The following is a 16947-nucleotide window of genomic DNA, read 5'->3' on the forward strand; positions in this document are numbered from 1 at the left end:
CGTGAAGATCTGCTTAGTAGATGAAACGGGCGCCGGAGACGGCGCCTTATCTGTTCTGGCCGCCCGCTGGGGGCTGGAACATGATGAAGATAACCTGATGGCGCTGGTGATGACACCAGAACACCTCGAATTACGTAAGCGCGATGAACCGAAGCTCGGCGGGATTTTCGTCGATTTTGTCGGCGGCGCGATGGCGCACCGGCGCAAGTTCGGTGGCGGTCGTGGTGAAGCGGTTGCCAAAGCGGTTGGCATCAAAGGGAGCTACCTCCCGGACGTGGTCGATGCCACGGCGGGGCTGGGGCGCGATGCGTTTGTGCTGGCGTCTGTCGGCTGTCGCGTGCGGATGCTGGAGCGTAATCCGGTGGTCGCTGCGCTGCTCGACGACGGGCTGACGCGAGGCTATGCGGACCCGGAAATCGGCCCGTGGTTGCAGGAACGATTGCAGCTGATTCACGCCTCCAGCCTGACGGCGCTGACGGATATCACCCCGCGCCCGCAGGTCGTCTATCTCGACCCGATGTTCCCGCACAAGCAGAAAAGCGCGCTGGTGAAGAAAGAGATGCGGGTGTTTCAGTCTCTGGTAGGGCCTGATCTGGATGCGGATGGCCTGCTGGAGCCGGCTCGTCAGCTGGCGACGAAGCGGGTAGTGGTGAAGCGTCCTGACTATGCACCGCCGCTGGCGGACGTGGCGACCACTAACGCGGTGACCACCAAAGGGCACCGGTTTGATATTTATTCGGGGACACCGGAATAAAAAAAGCCGGGTGGCGGCTTCGCCTTACCCGGCCTACATTTAGTGCCGCCTGTAGGCCCGGTAAGCGTTAGCGCCACCGGGCTTTTTTGCACTTACTCGTCTTCTTCGTCACGCAGTGGAACAATCAGCATATCCACGTGGACGGTATTGATCAGCTGGCGCGCGGAAGACATCAGCTTGCTCCAGAAGTCCTGATGGTGACCGCACACCACCAGGTCCATGTCATATTTCTTGATCGCATCAACCAATACCTGGCCCAGGTCACCACTGCCGCTCAGGGTTTCGGTAATCGGATAACCCGCGTTGGTGGAGAGTTCGCTCAGGGCGTGGTGCGTCTCTTCGGAGATACGCTTCTGCATATCGCCCAGATTGACGTCGATCAGACCGGTGTAGAGGTCGGAGTAATTCACGTCAACGTGAATCAGCGAAACTTTCGCGTTGTAGGGACGTGCCATGGATACCGCTTTATCAACCAGCACTTTGCTCTCCGGGGAGAGGTCTACCGCGATGAGAATGTGTTTGTAAGCCATAGTGTTACTCCTTCCTTAAGTTATCGATGACTAAATAGGAAAGCCGTCGTCTGATGCTTTCATTACGGCCCAGTTAAACATATTTTTCAAGCTTTGGTGTTGATAACGATTAACCTTGTGGCAAAAAAATTAACGGATCTCCTACACTATTAAATGAGCCGTTCGGATATTAAAACGCGAACCGGATCGACTTTTGGTCATTCTTTCACTGAACTGTCTGTCAGGGCATTGGGGTGCGGTAGCTCAGAAGCCTTGCTTCGTGGGCGGACGCCGGGGAGGATGTATGATTAGCACCGTCGCATTGTTTTGGGCGTTATGCGTAGTTTGCATAGTGAATATGGCGCGCTACTTCTCATCGTTACGTGCGCTGTTAGTGGTACTTCGTGGTTGCGATCCGTTGCTTTATCAGTATGTGGACGGTGGAGGGTTCTTCACCTCGCATGGACAGCCCAGCAAACAGATGCGTCTGGTGGGATACATCTACTACCAGCGCTACCGCGATCATCACGATGAAGAATTTATCCGTCGCTGCGAGCGCCTGCGTCGTCAGTTCATTTTGACCAGTGCCCTGTGCGGGCTGGTCGTCGTCAGCATGATTGCATTGATGATTTGGCACTGATCACCACAGCAGGCGGGGTCAGCCCCGCCTTCTTTCCTCTGATTCAGGGCTTAACTGAGAACCGAAGATCGGAGATATTGGTCTCAATCGAAGTAACCTTCCCGCTATAGGCGATGTTAACGTCTCCGTTTGTATCGATACTGGCCGCAGTAATTGTACCCGTACCTTCAATGACAGGATGCTTCTTAGCCAACTGATGGATAATGTCGGTGTCTTTCCCTGTTATCTTTTCCGAGAGATAGTAACGGTAGATGGTGGGTACGGTGGCACCACCCTGATTGTTCACGGTCATATAGAGCCAGACGCTGTCAGATAATTTATAAGCGTGTTGAAGTGCATCGTTATTTCGCTGATTGGGCTGGTGGTTTAGCCACACAAATCCAATGACCAGAGCCAGAAGCGAAACCGTAACAAGGCGATGAATCCATTTAGTAGCCGTTTTGAATGGCATACTCTATTCCTTCTCTGATATTGCGTTGGTCCGTTGGATCGTCCCCGTAAGGCGGCTTTTCGTACCATTTTCCCCATTCAGGTTTTGATGTGCCAGCACGGCTTTGCGCCCAACCTGCTCCCATAAGAAGGATGTTTGCAGGAATGCCTGCTGCAGTTCCGGCGGCTCCGAAGTTGAAATTACCAAATGCAGCAAAATAAGGGTCGAACTTTTTGTAATCCCAGGGACCACCATTTCGGACTTTTTGGTAGAACCAGTAATACGTTGAGGGAGTGGCCATATTGCGTGACATTCCGTTAAGGCGTGCCTCACGCATATTGTTCGCTATAACGATTGAACCCGGTCCTGAGATAGGGACAGAAGCCATACATTCTCCTTTGTCTGGTTTTTCTTCTGACCGTCATCATAGTGTTATCTTCGCAATTCTTTTGAGCAAAAAATGTTCAGGAAATCCTAATGTTATAAAATGTTCGATTGCAAATAACAGCCATAAAAAAGCGGGTCAGTTTCCTGACCCGCTTTTTTGTCGCCTTCAACCGATTAAATCAGCTTCAGCGAAATCCAGTACAGCCCGCCAGACAGCAGGATTGAGGCCGGAAGGGTGAACACCCAGGCCATCAGAATGTTGGTCACGGTTTTGCGCTGCAGGCCGCCACCGTCAACAATCATGGTACCTGCTACGGACGAGGAGAGTACGTGGGTTGTGGATACCGGCATACCGGTGTAACTCGCCAGACCGATAGACACTGCCGCCGTCATCTGCGCGGACATGCCCTGCGCATAGGTCATGCCTTTCTTACCGATCTTCTCGCCGATGGTGGTCGCCACACGACGCCAGCCAATCATCGTACCGATACCGAGCGCCAGCGCGACGGCCATGATGATCCAGATTGGCGCGTACTCAATGGTGTTGAGCATATCGCCTTTCAGTTTCTTCAGCAGACGCTGGTCGTCAACATTCACGTCAGGCAGCTTCGCCACTTTATCCGTCACATCAGAGATGCACAGCATAATGCGACGCAGCTGACCACGCTGCTCAACGGTCAGTTTGTCATAACTTTCGATATTGCCCAGCATCCCTTTGGCACGTTCCAGCGCGTTAATCGCGTTTGCCGGATGGCAGTGGAACTCGCCAGGTGCAGTCGTGGCACCGGCTTCCGGAGAAGGGATCAGCTGGTCAACGCCGGTCGCTTTTTTCAGCAGCTCAGGGTGCTGCTGGAAATAGGTTTCAACGTTGTTTACCGCATCACGGGTTCGTGTGATTTCGTAGCCGGAGGCATTCATGTTGACCACGAATCCTGCCGGTGCAACGCCAATCAGTACCAGCATCACCAGACCAATGCCTTTCTGACCATCGTTCGCGCCGTGTGAGAAGGCCACGCCGATAGCGGAAATGATCAGAGCAATACGCGTCCAGAATGGCGGCTTTTTCTTGCCGTCTTTCTTTTCACGCTCTGCTGGCGTCAGGTGAATACGGGAGCGTTTTTTGGTATTGCTCCAGTAACGACGCAGGATGAAGATCAGCCCGCCCGCCACCACCAGACCCACGATAGGGGAGACGATGAGTGAGGCGAAGATCCCCAGTACTTTCGGGATATTTAATGCATCAACAACAGAGGTACCGGTCATGAGGGCGTTGGTTAACCCGATACCGATAATCGCGCCGATGAGGGTGTGAGAACTGGATGCAGGCAGGCCGAAGTACCAGGTACCGAGGTTCCAGATAATTGCAGCAAGCAGCATTGAGAACACCATAGCGAGGCCATGGCCAGAACTAACGTTAAGCAGCAGATCCGTTGGCAGCATATGCACAATCGCATACGCAACGCTCAGCCCGCCCAGGAGGACACCAAAAAAGTTAAATACTGCCGCCATAACAACCGCAAGCTGCGATCGCATTGCGCGAGTGTAGATAACCGTCGCTACTGCGTTTGCAGTGTCGTGGAAGCCGTTGATCGCTTCGTAAAACAGTACAAAAACCAGAGCAAGCAATAATAAAAGCCCGGTATGTAAATCCAGGCCGGCAAACAAATGTAGCATAGGACGTTACGCCATTTTGAGGACATGAACGCGGCGCATTATCCAGGACAAATGCGCGGCGGGCAAAGTGAAATATAGACTTTTTTTGACATACCACCTGATTTGAGAAAAGGGCCAGAAAGGATATTCTTTAAATTTCAATGGAATGGCTTTGTAATATCTTTTTACGCTGGTGTGACCACATAGGAAACTTTACAATCCGCGGCAGTTAACAAAGAGGGTTTTGACGTGGAAAGGTTTGATGCCGTGGTAATTGGCGCCGGTGCGGCGGGTATGTTTTGTGCGGCAATGGCCGGACAGGCGGGTCGCCGCGTGCTGCTGCTGGATAACGGTAAAAAGCCAGGCCGTAAGATCCTGATGTCCGGCGGCGGGCGCTGCAACTTTACTAATCTGTATGTTGAACCCGCGGCCTATTTGAGCCAAAACCGTCATTTTTGTAAATCTGCGCTGGCGCGTTATACCCAGTGGGACTTTATCGACCTGGTGGGTAAGCACGGTATTGCATGGCATGAAAAAACGCTGGGACAGCTGTTTTGCGACGACTCCGCGCAGCAGATTGTCGATATGCTGGTGGCCGAGTGCGAGAAGGGCGGCGTGGTCATGCGCCTGCGCACCGAGGTGCTGGAGGTTTCCCGCGACGACCAGGGCTACACGCTGCAGCTCAACGGCGAAACCGTCAGCGCCGATAATCTGGTGATTGCCAGCGGCGGCCTGTCCATGCCGGGGCTGGGCGCTTCCCCGTTCGGCTATAAGATTGCCGAGCAGTTTGGCCTGAAAGTCCTGCCTACGCGCGCCGGGCTGGTGCCGTTCACGCTGCATAAACCGCTTCTCGAGCAGCTCCAGACGCTGTCCGGCGTGTCCGTTCCCTCCGTCATTACCGCCGAAGACGGGACGGTGTTCCGCGAAAACCTGCTCTTTACCCATCGCGGCCTCTCCGGCCCGGCGGTACTGCAAATCTCCAGCTACTGGCAGCCGGGGGAGTTTGTCACGGTTAACCTGCTCCCCGATTGCGATCTAGACGCGTTCCTTAATGAGCAGCGTACCGCACACCCGAACCAGAGCCTGAAAAACACGCTGGCAATGCAGCTACCAAAACGTCTGGTGGAATGTTTGCAGGCGCTGGGGCAGATCCCCGACGTGTCGCTCAAGCAGCTTAACAGCCGCGAGCAGGATGTTCTGGTGGAGACCCTGACAAACTGGCGCGTGCAGCCAAACGGCACGGAAGGCTACCGCACCGCGGAAGTTACGCTGGGCGGGGTCGACACGAATGAGCTCTCTTCCCGCACCATGGAAGCGCGCAACGTGCCGGGGCTCTATTTTATTGGCGAAGTGATGGACGTGACCGGCTGGCTCGGCGGGTACAACTTCCAGTGGGCATGGGCAAGTGCCTGGGCGTGTGCTCAGGCGCTGGCAGAAGACAAGTGACATAAGCGCGCTGCCACTCGTCGCGGTTGGCTTTACGGGCTGACGGTGTTGACGTCCGTCACGGCCAGAATATTGCTCGCGGCCACGGTCCCCATCTTGATGTATGACGCTGCGGTAACGCCGCCAATATGCGGTGAAATAACCACGTTTTCTACGGACTGCCAGAGATGTGGCGCGGTCAGCGGCTCGTGGGGAAAGCTGTCCAGCGCTGCGCTGTGCAGCGTGCCATCCTGGAGCGCCGCCAGTAACGATTCACTGTGGATCAGTCCGCCGCGTGCCGTATTGACCAGAATGGCGTTCCGCTTGCAGTGTGCGAGCGTCTCGCTATTGATCATCTCCCGATTCTCATCGGTCAGAGGACAGTGCAAAGAGATGACATCGGAACGGGAAAGAAGTCCGGTCAGCGTCTCTGCGCGTTCGCACAGGGCAGGCATGGACTTAGCATAGGGATCGTAAGCCAGCACCTTCATGCCGAAGGCGTGACCAATAGTCGCCACGCGCGAGCCGATAGCGCCCAACCCGATTAGCCCCAGCGTTAAGCCCTCCAGCTCAATGGATTTATGCGTCGCCTTATCCCAGTGCCCGTCCCGTAACCGCTTGTCCAGAGGCACCACGGACTTTGCGCAGGCGAGGATCAGCGCCCAGGTATGTTCAGCCACTGCTGCCGCGTTTGCGCCTGGCGCAGCGCGGACGGCGATATTGCGTTCGGCCGCTGCCGTCTGGTCTATCACATCGATCCCGCTTCCGTGCTTGGAAATAACCTGCAGAGCCGGGGCGGCATCCATAACCTTCGCGGTGATCCGGCCGTAACGAACCAGAATCGCCACGGGATTGTGTTGTTCACACAGCGCGATCAGGTCATCTTCTGTCGGCTGGCGGCCCGCAAACACCACCTCAAAGCCCTGCAGCATCACCTTGGCCTGCTCCGCCAGGTCGCTTCCGGTAACCAGAACTACGTCTTTGCCCCCCATCACAGCGTCTCCCCGTCGGTCAACATACCGGCCTTACGAAGCGCGTCATCAAGCCAGTGTGGACGCAAATCGCCTTCACGGATGGCGGCAAGACGCCGGGTCTCCATCTCCAGCTTTTCTTTTGCCAGCGCGATAACCTGCTGAACCTCATCGCGCGGGATGACGACCACGCCGTCGATATCCGCGACAACCAGATCCCCGGCCTGAACCGTCGCCCCGGCGACTGAAATGGGATGATTAACCCGGCCAGAAATTAACTTTGTCGGGCCGCAGGGGTTCAGGCCGGCAGAAAAGACAGGGTAGTGGCCTTTGCTCAGGGAATCGGCGTCACGTACAGCGCCGTCAATAATGATGCCCGCAATGCCGCTCGCCTGAGCCTGAGTAGCCATGATTTCGCCAAGCAGCGCGCAGCTCAGGTCGCCTTTGCCATCGACGACCAGGACATCGCCGGGCTGCGCAACCGCCATCGCGGCATGAATCGCCAGATTATCACCCGGACGGACTTCCACGGTGATGGCCGGACCCGCAACGGACATGTGTGGGGCCAGCGGTTTGATGCGGCCGTGAAGCGTACCGCGGCGACCGGCCACGTCGGCCAGAATGGCTGCCTGATACTCGGCTGCCCGACGAACATCCTCGGCAGAAACGCGTTCGAACTGGCGATTAATCGGTTTTTTTTCAGAAACGGACATGAATGTCTCCATATTGTTTTACTGAGTACAATGCAGGTGTACAGAACAAAACAACTATAGCGGTGTTGCTTTCCTTTTAGCCAGACCCGAGGTGGCGTTTGTGATGTAAACACGAAGTGACTCACAAAATTTGAGGTACACTCACTGCCGGGCTAACAAGGAGATAATGATGGGGAATGAAGGCGTTGTAGCGGTTGAAAAAGCGCTGGCTTTACTGGATTGCTTCCGTCCTGGGGATGAGAGCCTGACGCTGACCGCGCTGGCACAGCTGTCGGGTTATCACAAAACCACGGTTTACCGCCTGATGAATTCTCTTGAACGGATGAATTACGTCGTCAGGCATGAAGACGGCAATTATGCGCTTGGCCCACGTCTGCTTTACCTCGGCAAGCTGTATGAACAATCTTTCCATCTTTCGCGGGTGGTTCAGCCAGAGCTTCAGGCGCTCTCCCTGGCGTCTCAGGAGAGTGCCAGCTGGTATGTGCTGGAGGGTGGGCAGCGCCTTTGCCTGTTTCGCGCGGAAGCGTCGCACGGCCTGCGACACAGCAATCTTCCCGGCAGCCAGTTCCCGCTCGATAATTCGGCCATTAGTAAGGTCTTGCGCCATTGGGGGCTCAATGAAAGCCTGCCGGAGGGAGACGCAGAACTCCCTTTCTACACGTCAGGCGCACGCGATCCCCACACCGCGGCGTTTGCGATGCCCGTCTTCGGCGTTCACGACAAGCTGGTTTCGGCGTTAGCCCTGACCGGCCCCATCTCACGGCTGACGGAAGATCGTCGTGAGAAGGAGATAGGGCCATTGATGAAGGCGGCGGCCAGCCGTCTGTCGCAGAAAATGGGAGCCAGTAAGCCCTTCTGTCAGCAGTTCTTTGGTGAAACGAGCGACGCGGCGGAAGAAAATCTTTAAACGCAGAAGCGGGACATTTGTCCCGCTTCTGTCATCACTAATGTGTGACCTGTTTTTCGTGTAGCTGAGCGTTGCGGGCCTGCCGTCCCATAATGAGCACCGCGATACCCCCGGCCAGGCAAAGCGCGGCTAGCGGAAGCATAGCCAGCGTGTAGCTGCCCGTCTGCTCGCTGATTATGCCGTAGGCATTTACCATGACCACCCCGCCAATCAGGTTCGCGATGGCGCCAATCGCGGCCAGCCCTGCCGCCGCCGAGGAGCTGCTCATCCAGCCGGATGCCAGCGCCCAGAAAGGCCCTTTCGCAGAATACGCGCCTGTCAGGATAATGCTCAGGATCACGATAGTGGCAAAGAGCGAGACGTTTACAAAGGCAGCGAACACGCCGGCGGCAATCATGAACAGCGTCAGCGCGGTATGCCAGCGGCGTTCGTTGGTGCGATCGGAATGTCGTCCCCAGACAATCATCAGAACCGATGCCAGGCCGTAAGGAATGGCGTTAAGCAGACCTGTCTCAAGATTATCGAGATGGAAGGATTTCAGCAGTTGAGGAGACCAGACGCTGATGGTGGTGCCCGCGGACGATGCGCCCGCGTAAATCAGCGCCATCAGCCAGATTTGGCGATGCTTCAGCAACTGCCACGTCGTCTGATGCCCAATGTTCTTTTGCTGGCTCCGCTCGGTTTCCAGCGTGGTTTCCAGCCACTTTTTCTGTTCATTGCTCAGCCATTTCGCCTGATGAGGGCGATCCCGGAGAATAAACCAGGCCGCAATACCCAGCAGCACCGCAGGTAAGCCTTCAATGATGAACAGCAGATGCCAGCCGCGAAGACCCAGCCAGCCATCCAGCGACAGTATCAACCCTGAAAGCGGGGAACCGATGAAGTTAGCGAGCGGGATGGCGACCATAAAGGACGCAATAATGCGCGCGCGGTAGCGGGAAGGGATCCACCAGGTCAGATACAGCACGACGCCTGGGAAGAAGCCTGCTTCCGCTGCCCCGAGAAGAAAACGGACGATATAGAGCGACGTGGTGTTTTGAACCAGCGCCATGCCCATGGAGACGATGCCCCAGCTGATCATAATGCGCGGGATCCACAGCCGGGCGCCGACTTTCTGCATGGCCAGATTACTGGGTACCTCAAACAAAAAATAGGCCACGAAGTAAAGGCTGCTGGCGAAGCCAAACGCCGCTTTGCTGAGGTCAAGGTCCTCATTCATCTGCAGCGAAGCCATGCCGATATTCCCGCGATCGATAATGGAGACCAGGTAACTGACAATCAGAAACGGGAGAATACGCCAGATCACCTTCCGCATCGTCTCTCTTTCTATGTCCTCGGTGGCGGTCGCGCCGTTACGTAAATGTTCTGTCATTGTATCCTCGCAGGGTGTGTTCTTTGTTTTATTAGGTACAACTTGGTTTTATTAAACAAAACCACTATAGCGACGGCGCGTTATTTTTATCCAGTTAATGGAAGGTTTAAATGATGTAAATAAGAGGTGACTCACAGATAGTGCGCTGCGGATATAGCGTTTTCAGCTGCTAACCAGCCGCAAGCTGGTCGTGCCGGTAGAGAAATAATCACGCAACGCAATTATTGCACCAGCTTTTCCTCTCCATTCAACTAAGCTTCGACCAGATGCCCCGCCGCGCTCGCGGGGCCATACTCCCTTTGGTCAGAGCACGCATCATGCAGCTACTCAGTATTATTATTTTGCTTACCCTAACCGTGGTGATTCATTCGCTGTGGATGTTTGGCGTTTTAAAATTCATTAAATTAGACGTCGATTCTGCGGTACGCATTGTTTTACGCAATGTCGGTATCGTGATCTCCATGATTTTTGCCCATCTCCTTGAGGCCGGACTGTTTGCGGCGTTTTATTTTGTCATCGACGCGTTTAATGACTGGAACACCAGCTTCTACTTTTCACTGGTGAGCTATGCGACGGTAGGGTACGGCGACGTCACGTTACCCCAGCACTGGCGGCTCATCGGCGGGGTGGAGGGGCTGGTGGGCGCGTTGATGGTGGGCTGGTCTGTAGCGGTTCTGGTGGCGGTGCTGCAGCGCTTGCGCGGAATGAGCGCCTAAACGGCAGATGCGCGATCCCCGCCTGGTAAGGTAAAGTACACCCCTCTTTACGTAGCCGACAGGGCTGCGGCTTTGAGGGTGAAAAGGCTGATTAACAGCCCACCCTTTTCTGTTCCTGGTTTACGCCAGTTTGCATGGTGTTGTGTTTTGTCTGCCAAAAGGGTTTTGTATGTCTGCTGCTCATCTCGGTTTCCCGACTGAAACCGTTGTTGTCTTTGTGGTGATGGCCGTTGGAGCGATGTTTATCGACCTCTTTATGCACCGTCACGATAAACCGATCTCGCTGAAAAGCGCGGCGATGTGGTCCGTTTTCTGGGTCATGATGGCGATGGCCTTCGCCGGTTTCCTGTACGTTCACCACGGCGCCCAGATGGCGAGCCTGTTCCTCACCGGCTACGCGCTGGAAGAGGTGCTTTCCGTCGATAACCTGTTCGTGATGATGGCGATCTTCGCCTGGTTCGGCGTGCCGGATAAGTACCGTCACCGCGTGCTCTACTGGGGCGTGCTGGGGGCAATTGTCTTCCGCGGCATCTTTGTGGCTATCGGGACCAGCCTGCTAAGCCTTGGGCCGTACGTTGAGGTAATTTTCGCGCTGGTCGTCGGCTGGACGGCGGTGATGATGCTCCGACGCAATGAAGAGAGTGACGAAGTGGAAGATTACTCGGGTCATCTCGCCTATCGTCTGGTGAAGCGCTTCTATCCGGTCTGGCCAAAAATCAGCAGCAATGCCTTTATTCTGACGCAGAAAGAGGTGGATGCGGAGCTTGAAAAGCCGGAAAACCAGGACGTGATGGTCGGACGCGTGAAGAAGGCGAAGCGCTATGCGACGCCGCTATTACTTTGCGTGGCCGTCGTCGAACTCTCTGACGTGATGTTCGCGTTTGACTCCGTGCCTGCCATTATTGCCGTGAGCCGCGAACCGCTGATTATCTACAGCGCCATGATGTTCGCCATTCTTGGCCTGCGTACGCTTTACTTCGTGCTGGAAGCGCTGAAGCAGTATCTGGTGCATCTCGAGAAGGCGGTGGTGCTTCTGCTGTTCTTCGTGGCGTTCAAGCTGGGGTTAAATGCCACCGATCACTTCTGGCATCACGGTTACAGCATTGGCGCCACGGCCAGCCTGTTTGTGGTATTGGGCGTGCTGGCGCTGGGAATTATTGCGAGCGTGATGTTCCCGGGAAAACGTGAGGCCTGATGCATCGTTTTTCTCCCTCTCCCTGTGGGAGAGGGCCGGGGTGAGGGCACCAGACCGCACCTAACCCTTAATCGGTGAATTCCGACGCTTGCGCGGGTGATGGAAGTGCCGCCAGTGCGGATCCTGCGCCGCCGCCAGCAGCTCGTGGTCGCCGCGGGTGTCTCCCCAGGCACGCAGGTGATAGGCGTTGAGATCGCCATACACTTTTTCCAGCCTGGCCACCTTCTGGGCGCAGCGGCAGTTATTGCCCGTGATGCGCCCCGTCAGCTTGCCGTCTTTCACTTCCAGCTGCGTGCCAATCAGCTTAATGCCCAGTTTGTCAGCCCACGGCTGGAGCACCAGCGCCGGGGATGCGGAACAGATGGTCACTTCCGCACCGGAATTCACCTCAGCCGCCACCGCCAGAACTCCTTCGGGACGCATCAGCTTGTTCCAGTATTTTTCGCAAAACGCTTCCGCCTGCTGTCGCAACCAGTGTTCATCGACGCCCGTCAGGAACGTTTTAATCAGCACTTCCTTCAGCTCATCGCGCGTCAGCTTGCGACGCACGCAGTGGAGCGTGGGCAGCGCCATGCGCACCAGGCGGCCCGCGAAGTAACGTTTACCGAAGGCAAAACGCAGGAAAGGAATAAAGCTGTCGTGGTGCGTTAACGTCCCGTCAAAGTCAAAGACAGAGAGCACGTTAGATTTTGCCACCGTCTCGTCGGCAATCATATTGGTCATAAATACGTCTTAGCTGAAATACACATTCTGCGGATCAGTTTACCTGCTTTAGCAGGACAGTCCTTATATCCCCACCATTTTTTTCTCGATCTTGCGATCTCAAAGTCAGTCTATTTTTGGCCTCGATAAGGATTGGCGAAAAAACGACCTGTCTATATTATCGCCACATCGCAAGATATTTAGGGGAACCCATTGAACCCCACAGGTAAGGAAAAACTCACTCACTACTTCTTTCTTGATATGACTCTTAGATCGCTTATTTCAATCCTCACGTTAAGTTTTGCTTCGTTTTCTGCGTTTAGCTTTCAACTTCCAGCGTCGATGGTCTCGATGAACAGTGAGCTGGCAGTTTCACCGGCGAAATCTGCGCTGGTGCATCAGGAAACAGGCCCGCTGCGCTCGCGTATTCTCGATCAATACCAGAAATGGAAAGGCACCCAGTACCGGTGGGGCGGAACCACGCATCGCGGGGTGGATTGCTCCGCGCTGATGCAGCACCTGTTTAGCGATGCGGCACACCTTAATTTGCCGCGCACAACGCGCGAGCAAATTCATCGCGGCGTGCAGGTGGCGCAATATCGCCTGAGGCCCGGAGACCTGGTATTCTTCCAGACGGGTCCGAACCGCAAGCACGTTGGCGTTTATATTGGCGACAGCCAGTTTATTCATGCCTCAAGCAGCCAGGGCGTAACGGTTTCAACCCTGACGGATGATTACTGGCAAGCACACTATATTACCGCTCGTCGGGTCGCAGGCAGCGCGGCCTGACTGCATCAGATGATGTCATCCACGACGCCACCATCGACGCGCAGCGCCGCGCCCGAGGTGGCGGAGGCCTGGGTCGAACAGACATAAATCACCATATTGGCCACCTCTTCAACCGTGGCCGCGCGCTGGATAACCGAGCTGGGGCGGTTGGCCATCACAAACTCTTTCGCCAGCTGCTCCAGCGATTTGCCGGTTTTTTCGATTTCATCTTTCATCATCTCTGCGAAACCGTCAGACATCGTTGGCCCCGGCAAGACGCTGTTGACCGTCACGCCGCTTCCCGCCACGAACTTCGCCAGCCCGCGCGCCAGCGAGAGCTGCGCCGTTTTGGTCACGCCGTAGTGGATCATATCTGCCGGAATATTGCAGGCCGACTCGGACGAGATAAACACCACGCGTCCCCAGCCTTTCTGCACCATGCCCGGCAGCAGGGCGCGGGACAGGCGTACGCCGGACATCACGTTGGTCTGCCAGTAACGCTCCCAGGTCTCATCGTCGGTGGCATAGAAATCCTGCGGACCGTAAATCCCGGCGTTGTTGACCAGAATATCGACGTTATTCGCCACCTTCAGCAGCGATTCTACCCCTTCCGCCGTGCTGAGATCGGCAATCGCGGCGCGCACCTGTACGCCTGGCACTACCTGCTGCAGCTGCTGAATGCCTCTATTCACCGATTCCGTGCTCCGGCCATTGACGATCACTTCCGCACCGCTTTCTGCCAGACCTCTGGCAATGGCGAATCCGATCCCGCCGGTTGAGGCGGTTACCAGCGCCACTTTCCCCGCAAAGTCGATTTTCATCATCTGCTCCTTATCGTTTTAACGTTCGGACCTTAAAGCGTAGCAGGTGAGGATGGCGGCTCCTGGCTAAAAAGGCGCAATAGCGTCTCAACCTGCTCATCAAGCGGGGCGAGAGAGCGCTTTACAATCAGATGTAGCGGCGTTGCTCTGCGTGCGCCGTGGCTCAGCGGCAGGCGTTTCAGCACGCCTTGATCCAGCTGGGTCAGGATGCGTTCCTCTGGCAGCCAGCCGTAGCCGACCTGAGAGAGGACGGCCTCAATGGCGGCATCGATGGTGGAGAAGGTCCATGACTCACCGGCCGCGCGCGCGGCGGGCTGGCTGTCCGCAATCTGAATGAGCGGCCACGGGCGTAGCATGTCGTCGTTAAGCGGCGCGTCGAGGTGAAAGAGAGGATGCTGATGGTGGGCCACGGCAACAAAGTCGATATTCATCAGCCATTCGCCGAGCCCGGTCATGTCCTGGCGGCGGGTGAGAACCATCACATCGGCTTCGTCGTTAATGGCATCGTTCCGGGTGTTTTCCAGCACCTCGGTGAGGCGTACCTGGGTTTGCGGATACTGCTGCTGGAACTGGCGCAGAATGGCAAACAGGCGGCGGCGGGGGAAAATGGAATCCACCACCAGATCCAGCCGCGTGCGCATCCCGTTGCGAAGGGTCGCTGCGCGCGTCTCAACGTACGAAAAGGCTTTCAGCAGCGGTTTAACCTGGTTGAGCAGCAGTTCTCCTGCCGGCGTTAACACCGCCCGTCGCCCCTCCGGGACCAGCAGCGCCACGCCGAGCCGCTCCTGCAGCAGCGACAGGTTATAGCTCACCGAAGACTGGCTGCGGTGGGTTTCTTCTGCGGCTTTGGCAAAGCTGCCCGCCTCGACCACTCTTTCCAGTAAAGACCATTGTTCCAGCGTCGTCTTGTGCATAATTTATCTAAAATTTGGATGAATTTGATTAAAACATAGCGTTATTCATTCATTTTTTGAAGTGGTACGATCGTCTCATCAAAACAAAGGAGACATCTTATGAACACCTTCGACAAACACGACTTAAGCGGCTTCGTTGGCAAACACCTTGTTTATACCTACGACAACGGCTGGAACTACGAGATTTACGTCAAAAATGAGACGACCCTGGATTACCGTATTCACAGCGGTCTGGTGGCAAACCGTTGGGTGAAAGATCAGCAGGCTTACATCGTGCGGGTAGGGGAGAGCATCTATAAAATTTCCTGGACCGAGCCAACCGGTACCGACGTCAGCCTGATTGTGAACCTGGGCGACAAACTGTTCCACGGCACCATCTTCTTCCCGCGCTGGGTCATGAACAACCCGGAAAAAACCGTCTGCTTCCAGAACGATCATATTCCACTGATGAACAGCTACCGTGATGCGGGCCCGGCGTATCCAACGGAAGTGATTGATGAATTTGCCACAATCACCTTTGTACGCGACTGCGGTGCCAATAATGAAAGCGTGATCGCCTGCGCGGCCAGTGAATTACCGAAAAACTTTCCAGATAACATGTAATAAGCGCGACAATTAACTAAATAGAAAAGTTCCCGGCTATTTCATATTATTTTGAAATAGCCGGGATTTTTTTTGTTTGTTGAGGATTGGTTTAAATGTTTCCATTTCAAAATGTTGCGGAAGATCACATCAAAAATATTTAATATAAAATTAACTTGTTGTTTTTCAATTGGCTGCTAGTTGTCTTATAGCGTTGTAAACGCTGTCTTAATTTTTCCCTAAGGAAAGAGAGCTACTTTGATATGAGTTTATGGTTCGTTGAAATAAGCGGGCTGGCATTTGGTTAATATCAAAAACATGCCATTTTGATTGCAAGGAAATTAATAATGAGTGATTTTCTGCCTTTTTCGCGGCCGTCGATGGGCGCTGAGGAAATTGCGGCGCTTCAGGACGTTTTGATGTCGGGCTGGATCACCACAGGGCCTAAGAATCAGCAACTTGAAGAGGCATTCTGTCAACTTACCGGGAATCAGCATGCGATTGCCCTCTGTTCCGCCACCGCGGGCATGCACGTTACGCTGATGGCGCTGGATATTGGCCCGGGCGATGAAGTTATTACCCCTTCCCAGACCTGGGTCTCCACGCTGAATATGATCGTATTGCTGGGCGCCACGCCGGTCATGATTGATGTGGACAAAGATACATTAATGGTGACGCCAGAAGCCGTTGAAGCCGCTATTACCCCGCGCACTAAAGCCATTATTCCCGTTCACTATGCCGGCGCGCCGTGTGATATCGACGCAATTCATGCCATCGGTGAACGTCACGGTATTCCGGTGATTGAAGATGCGGCCCATGCCGCCGGAACGTATTACAAAAACCGTCACGTGGGCTGGAAAGGAACGGCAATTTTCTCCTTCCACGCCATTAAAAACATGACCTGCGCGGAAGGCGGCCTGGTGGTCACCGATAACGCGCAGCTGGCACAGCGGATCCGCAGTCTGAAATTCCATGGCCTGGGTGTAGATGCCTATGATCGCCAGACGCACGGTCGCGCGCCGCAGGCGGAAGTGATCGCGCCGGGCTATAAATACAACCTGGCGGACATCAACGCCGCGCTGGCGCTGGTGCAGCTAGGCAAACTGAAAGAGGCCAACAGGCGCCGTGAGGAAATAGCACAACGCTACCTGCGGGAGCTTGCCGATACGCCGTTCCAGCCGCTCACCATTCCATCATGGCCGCATGAGCACGCCTGGCACCTGTTTATTATTCGCGTGGATGAAGCGCGCTGCGGGATCTCACGCGACAACCTGATGGCGGCGCTGAAAGAGAAAGGCATCGGTACCGGCCTCCATTTCCGCGCGGCCCACACGCAAAAATACTACCGCGAGCGTTTTCCTGATGTATCGCTCCCGAATTCTGAATGGAATAGCGCGCGTATTTGTTCTCTCCCTCTTTTCCCGGACATGACTCATGACGACACAACCCGCGTCATTACCGCACTCCATCAGCTTGCAGGACATTGAT

General features: G+C 55.1%; 19 protein-coding genes. 9 read left to right on the forward strand and 10 right to left on the reverse strand.

Going from position 1 to position 16947, the window contains the following annotated elements:
• Window position 1: 1 nt before the first annotated feature.
• Window positions 2-754, forward strand: a complete 753-nt coding sequence (gene rsmJ / locus LRM19_RS18295) for a 16S rRNA (guanine(1516)-N(2))-methyltransferase RsmJ (RefSeq protein WP_017384177.1) — start codon at window positions 2-4, stop codon at window positions 752-754.
• Window positions 755-846: 92 nt separating this feature from the next.
• On the opposite strand, the gene uspA is transcribed toward rsmJ, so the two are convergent.
• Window positions 847-1284: a universal stress protein UspA gene (gene uspA, locus LRM19_RS18300; protein WP_003861223.1), complete on the reverse strand. Its 438-nt coding sequence runs from the start codon at window positions 1282-1284 to the stop codon at window positions 847-849.
• Between the two features lie 283 nt (window positions 1285-1567).
• Here uspA and uspB point away from each other — a divergent pair, with 283 nt between their 5' ends.
• Complete coding sequence (uspB, locus tag LRM19_RS18305) at window positions 1568-1903, forward strand: universal stress protein UspB (protein ID WP_003861224.1); 336 nt, start codon at window positions 1568-1570, stop codon at window positions 1901-1903.
• A 43-nt stretch (window positions 1904-1946) separates the two neighbouring features.
• Here the strand turns inward: uspB and LRM19_RS18310 are convergent, their stop codons facing one another.
• The 3 genes from LRM19_RS18310 to pitA form a co-directional block, all read right to left on the reverse strand.
• Complete coding sequence (locus tag LRM19_RS18310) at window positions 1947-2354, reverse strand: hypothetical protein (protein ID WP_127732549.1); 408 nt, start codon at window positions 2352-2354, stop codon at window positions 1947-1949.
• Window positions 2332-2721 (reverse strand): polymorphic toxin type 44 domain-containing protein, encoded by a 390-nt coding sequence (locus LRM19_RS18315; protein ID WP_201268158.1) that lies wholly within the window; start codon window positions 2719-2721, stop codon window positions 2332-2334. The genes LRM19_RS18310 and LRM19_RS18315 overlap by 23 nt, the downstream gene beginning before the upstream one ends.
• A 173-nt stretch (window positions 2722-2894) precedes the next feature.
• The gene (pitA, locus tag LRM19_RS18320) at window positions 2895-4394 is read right to left on the reverse strand and encodes an inorganic phosphate transporter PitA (RefSeq protein ID WP_127732547.1); all 1500 of its coding nucleotides are present in this window, start codon (window positions 4392-4394) and stop codon (window positions 2895-2897) included.
• A 228-nt stretch (window positions 4395-4622) separates the two neighbouring features.
• On the opposite strand from pitA, the gene LRM19_RS18325 reads away from it, so the two are divergent.
• The gene (locus LRM19_RS18325; protein WP_271369590.1) at window positions 4623-5819 is read left to right on the forward strand and encodes an NAD(P)/FAD-dependent oxidoreductase; all 1197 of its coding nucleotides are present in this window, start codon (window positions 4623-4625) and stop codon (window positions 5817-5819) included.
• Between the two features lie 32 nt (window positions 5820-5851).
• Here LRM19_RS18325 and LRM19_RS18330 read toward each other — a convergent pair whose 3' ends face one another.
• The gene (locus tag LRM19_RS18330) at window positions 5852-6790 is read right to left on the reverse strand and encodes an NAD(P)-dependent oxidoreductase (protein ID WP_271369619.1); all 939 of its coding nucleotides are present in this window, start codon (window positions 6788-6790) and stop codon (window positions 5852-5854) included.
• Window positions 6790-7482: an RraA family protein gene (locus LRM19_RS18335; protein WP_115876815.1), complete on the reverse strand. Its 693-nt coding sequence runs from the start codon at window positions 7480-7482 to the stop codon at window positions 6790-6792. The genes LRM19_RS18330 and LRM19_RS18335 overlap by 1 nt, the downstream gene beginning before the upstream one ends.
• 169 nt (window positions 7483-7651) lie before the next feature.
• Between LRM19_RS18335 and LRM19_RS18340 the strand changes: the two genes are divergently transcribed.
• The gene (locus LRM19_RS18340) at window positions 7652-8389 is read left to right on the forward strand and encodes an IclR family transcriptional regulator (RefSeq protein WP_115876816.1); all 738 of its coding nucleotides are present in this window, start codon (window positions 7652-7654) and stop codon (window positions 8387-8389) included.
• Between the two features lie 37 nt (window positions 8390-8426).
• Here the strand turns inward: LRM19_RS18340 and LRM19_RS18345 are convergent, their stop codons facing one another.
• On the reverse strand, window positions 8427-9761 hold the full coding sequence (locus tag LRM19_RS18345; protein ID WP_115876817.1) for an MFS transporter: 1335 nt from the start codon (window positions 9759-9761) through the stop codon (window positions 8427-8429).
• A gap of 317 nt (window positions 9762-10078) precedes the next feature.
• Here LRM19_RS18345 and LRM19_RS18350 point away from each other — a divergent pair, with 317 nt between their 5' ends.
• Together LRM19_RS18350 and LRM19_RS18355 are read left to right on the forward strand one after the other, a co-directional pair.
• On the forward strand, window positions 10079-10477 hold the full coding sequence (locus tag LRM19_RS18350) for a potassium channel family protein (protein ID WP_115876818.1): 399 nt from the start codon (window positions 10079-10081) through the stop codon (window positions 10475-10477).
• A gap of 169 nt (window positions 10478-10646) precedes the next feature.
• A complete protein-coding gene (locus LRM19_RS18355) occupies window positions 10647-11672 on the forward strand; it encodes a TerC/Alx family metal homeostasis membrane protein (protein WP_271369591.1) in 1026 nt (341 codons plus the stop codon).
• A gap of 60 nt (window positions 11673-11732) precedes the next feature.
• Here LRM19_RS18355 and LRM19_RS18360 read toward each other — a convergent pair whose 3' ends face one another.
• Entirely contained in the window at window positions 11733-12395 is a 663-nt protein-coding gene (locus tag LRM19_RS18360; protein WP_111963721.1) for an HAD family hydrolase, read from the reverse strand.
• 240 nt (window positions 12396-12635) lie between these two features.
• Here LRM19_RS18360 and LRM19_RS18365 point away from each other — a divergent pair, with 240 nt between their 5' ends.
• The gene (locus LRM19_RS18365) at window positions 12636-13163 is read left to right on the forward strand and encodes an NlpC/P60 family protein (RefSeq protein WP_407719102.1); all 528 of its coding nucleotides are present in this window, start codon (window positions 12636-12638) and stop codon (window positions 13161-13163) included.
• A 5-nt stretch (window positions 13164-13168) separates the two neighbouring features.
• Here LRM19_RS18365 and LRM19_RS18370 read toward each other — a convergent pair whose 3' ends face one another.
• Both LRM19_RS18370 and LRM19_RS18375 read right to left on the reverse strand, forming a co-directional pair.
• A complete protein-coding gene (locus LRM19_RS18370) occupies window positions 13169-13963 on the reverse strand; it encodes an SDR family NAD(P)-dependent oxidoreductase (RefSeq protein ID WP_115876820.1) in 795 nt (264 codons plus the stop codon).
• 32 nt (window positions 13964-13995) lie between these two features.
• Window positions 13996-14877, reverse strand: coding sequence for a LysR family transcriptional regulator (locus LRM19_RS18375; RefSeq protein ID WP_271369592.1), 882 nt, complete (start codon window positions 14875-14877; stop codon window positions 13996-13998).
• A gap of 99 nt (window positions 14878-14976) precedes the next feature.
• Here LRM19_RS18375 and LRM19_RS18380 point away from each other — a divergent pair, with 99 nt between their 5' ends.
• Together LRM19_RS18380 and arnB are read left to right on the forward strand one after the other, a co-directional pair.
• Window positions 14977-15480: a phenolic acid decarboxylase gene (locus LRM19_RS18380; protein ID WP_063417850.1), complete on the forward strand. Its 504-nt coding sequence runs from the start codon at window positions 14977-14979 to the stop codon at window positions 15478-15480.
• 326 nt (window positions 15481-15806) lie between these two features.
• Window positions 15807-16946 carry a UDP-4-amino-4-deoxy-L-arabinose aminotransferase gene (gene arnB, locus LRM19_RS18385; protein WP_021242163.1) on the forward strand — a complete coding sequence of 380 codons (1140 nt, stop codon included), beginning with the start codon at window positions 15807-15809 and terminating at the stop codon, window positions 16944-16946.
• The last annotated feature ends 1 nt before the right edge of the window (window position 16947 follow it).

The organism is Enterobacter sp. PI-10 (assembly GCF_027947695.1).
GTDB lineage: Bacteria > Pseudomonadota > Gammaproteobacteria > Enterobacterales > Enterobacteriaceae > Enterobacter > Enterobacter vonholyi.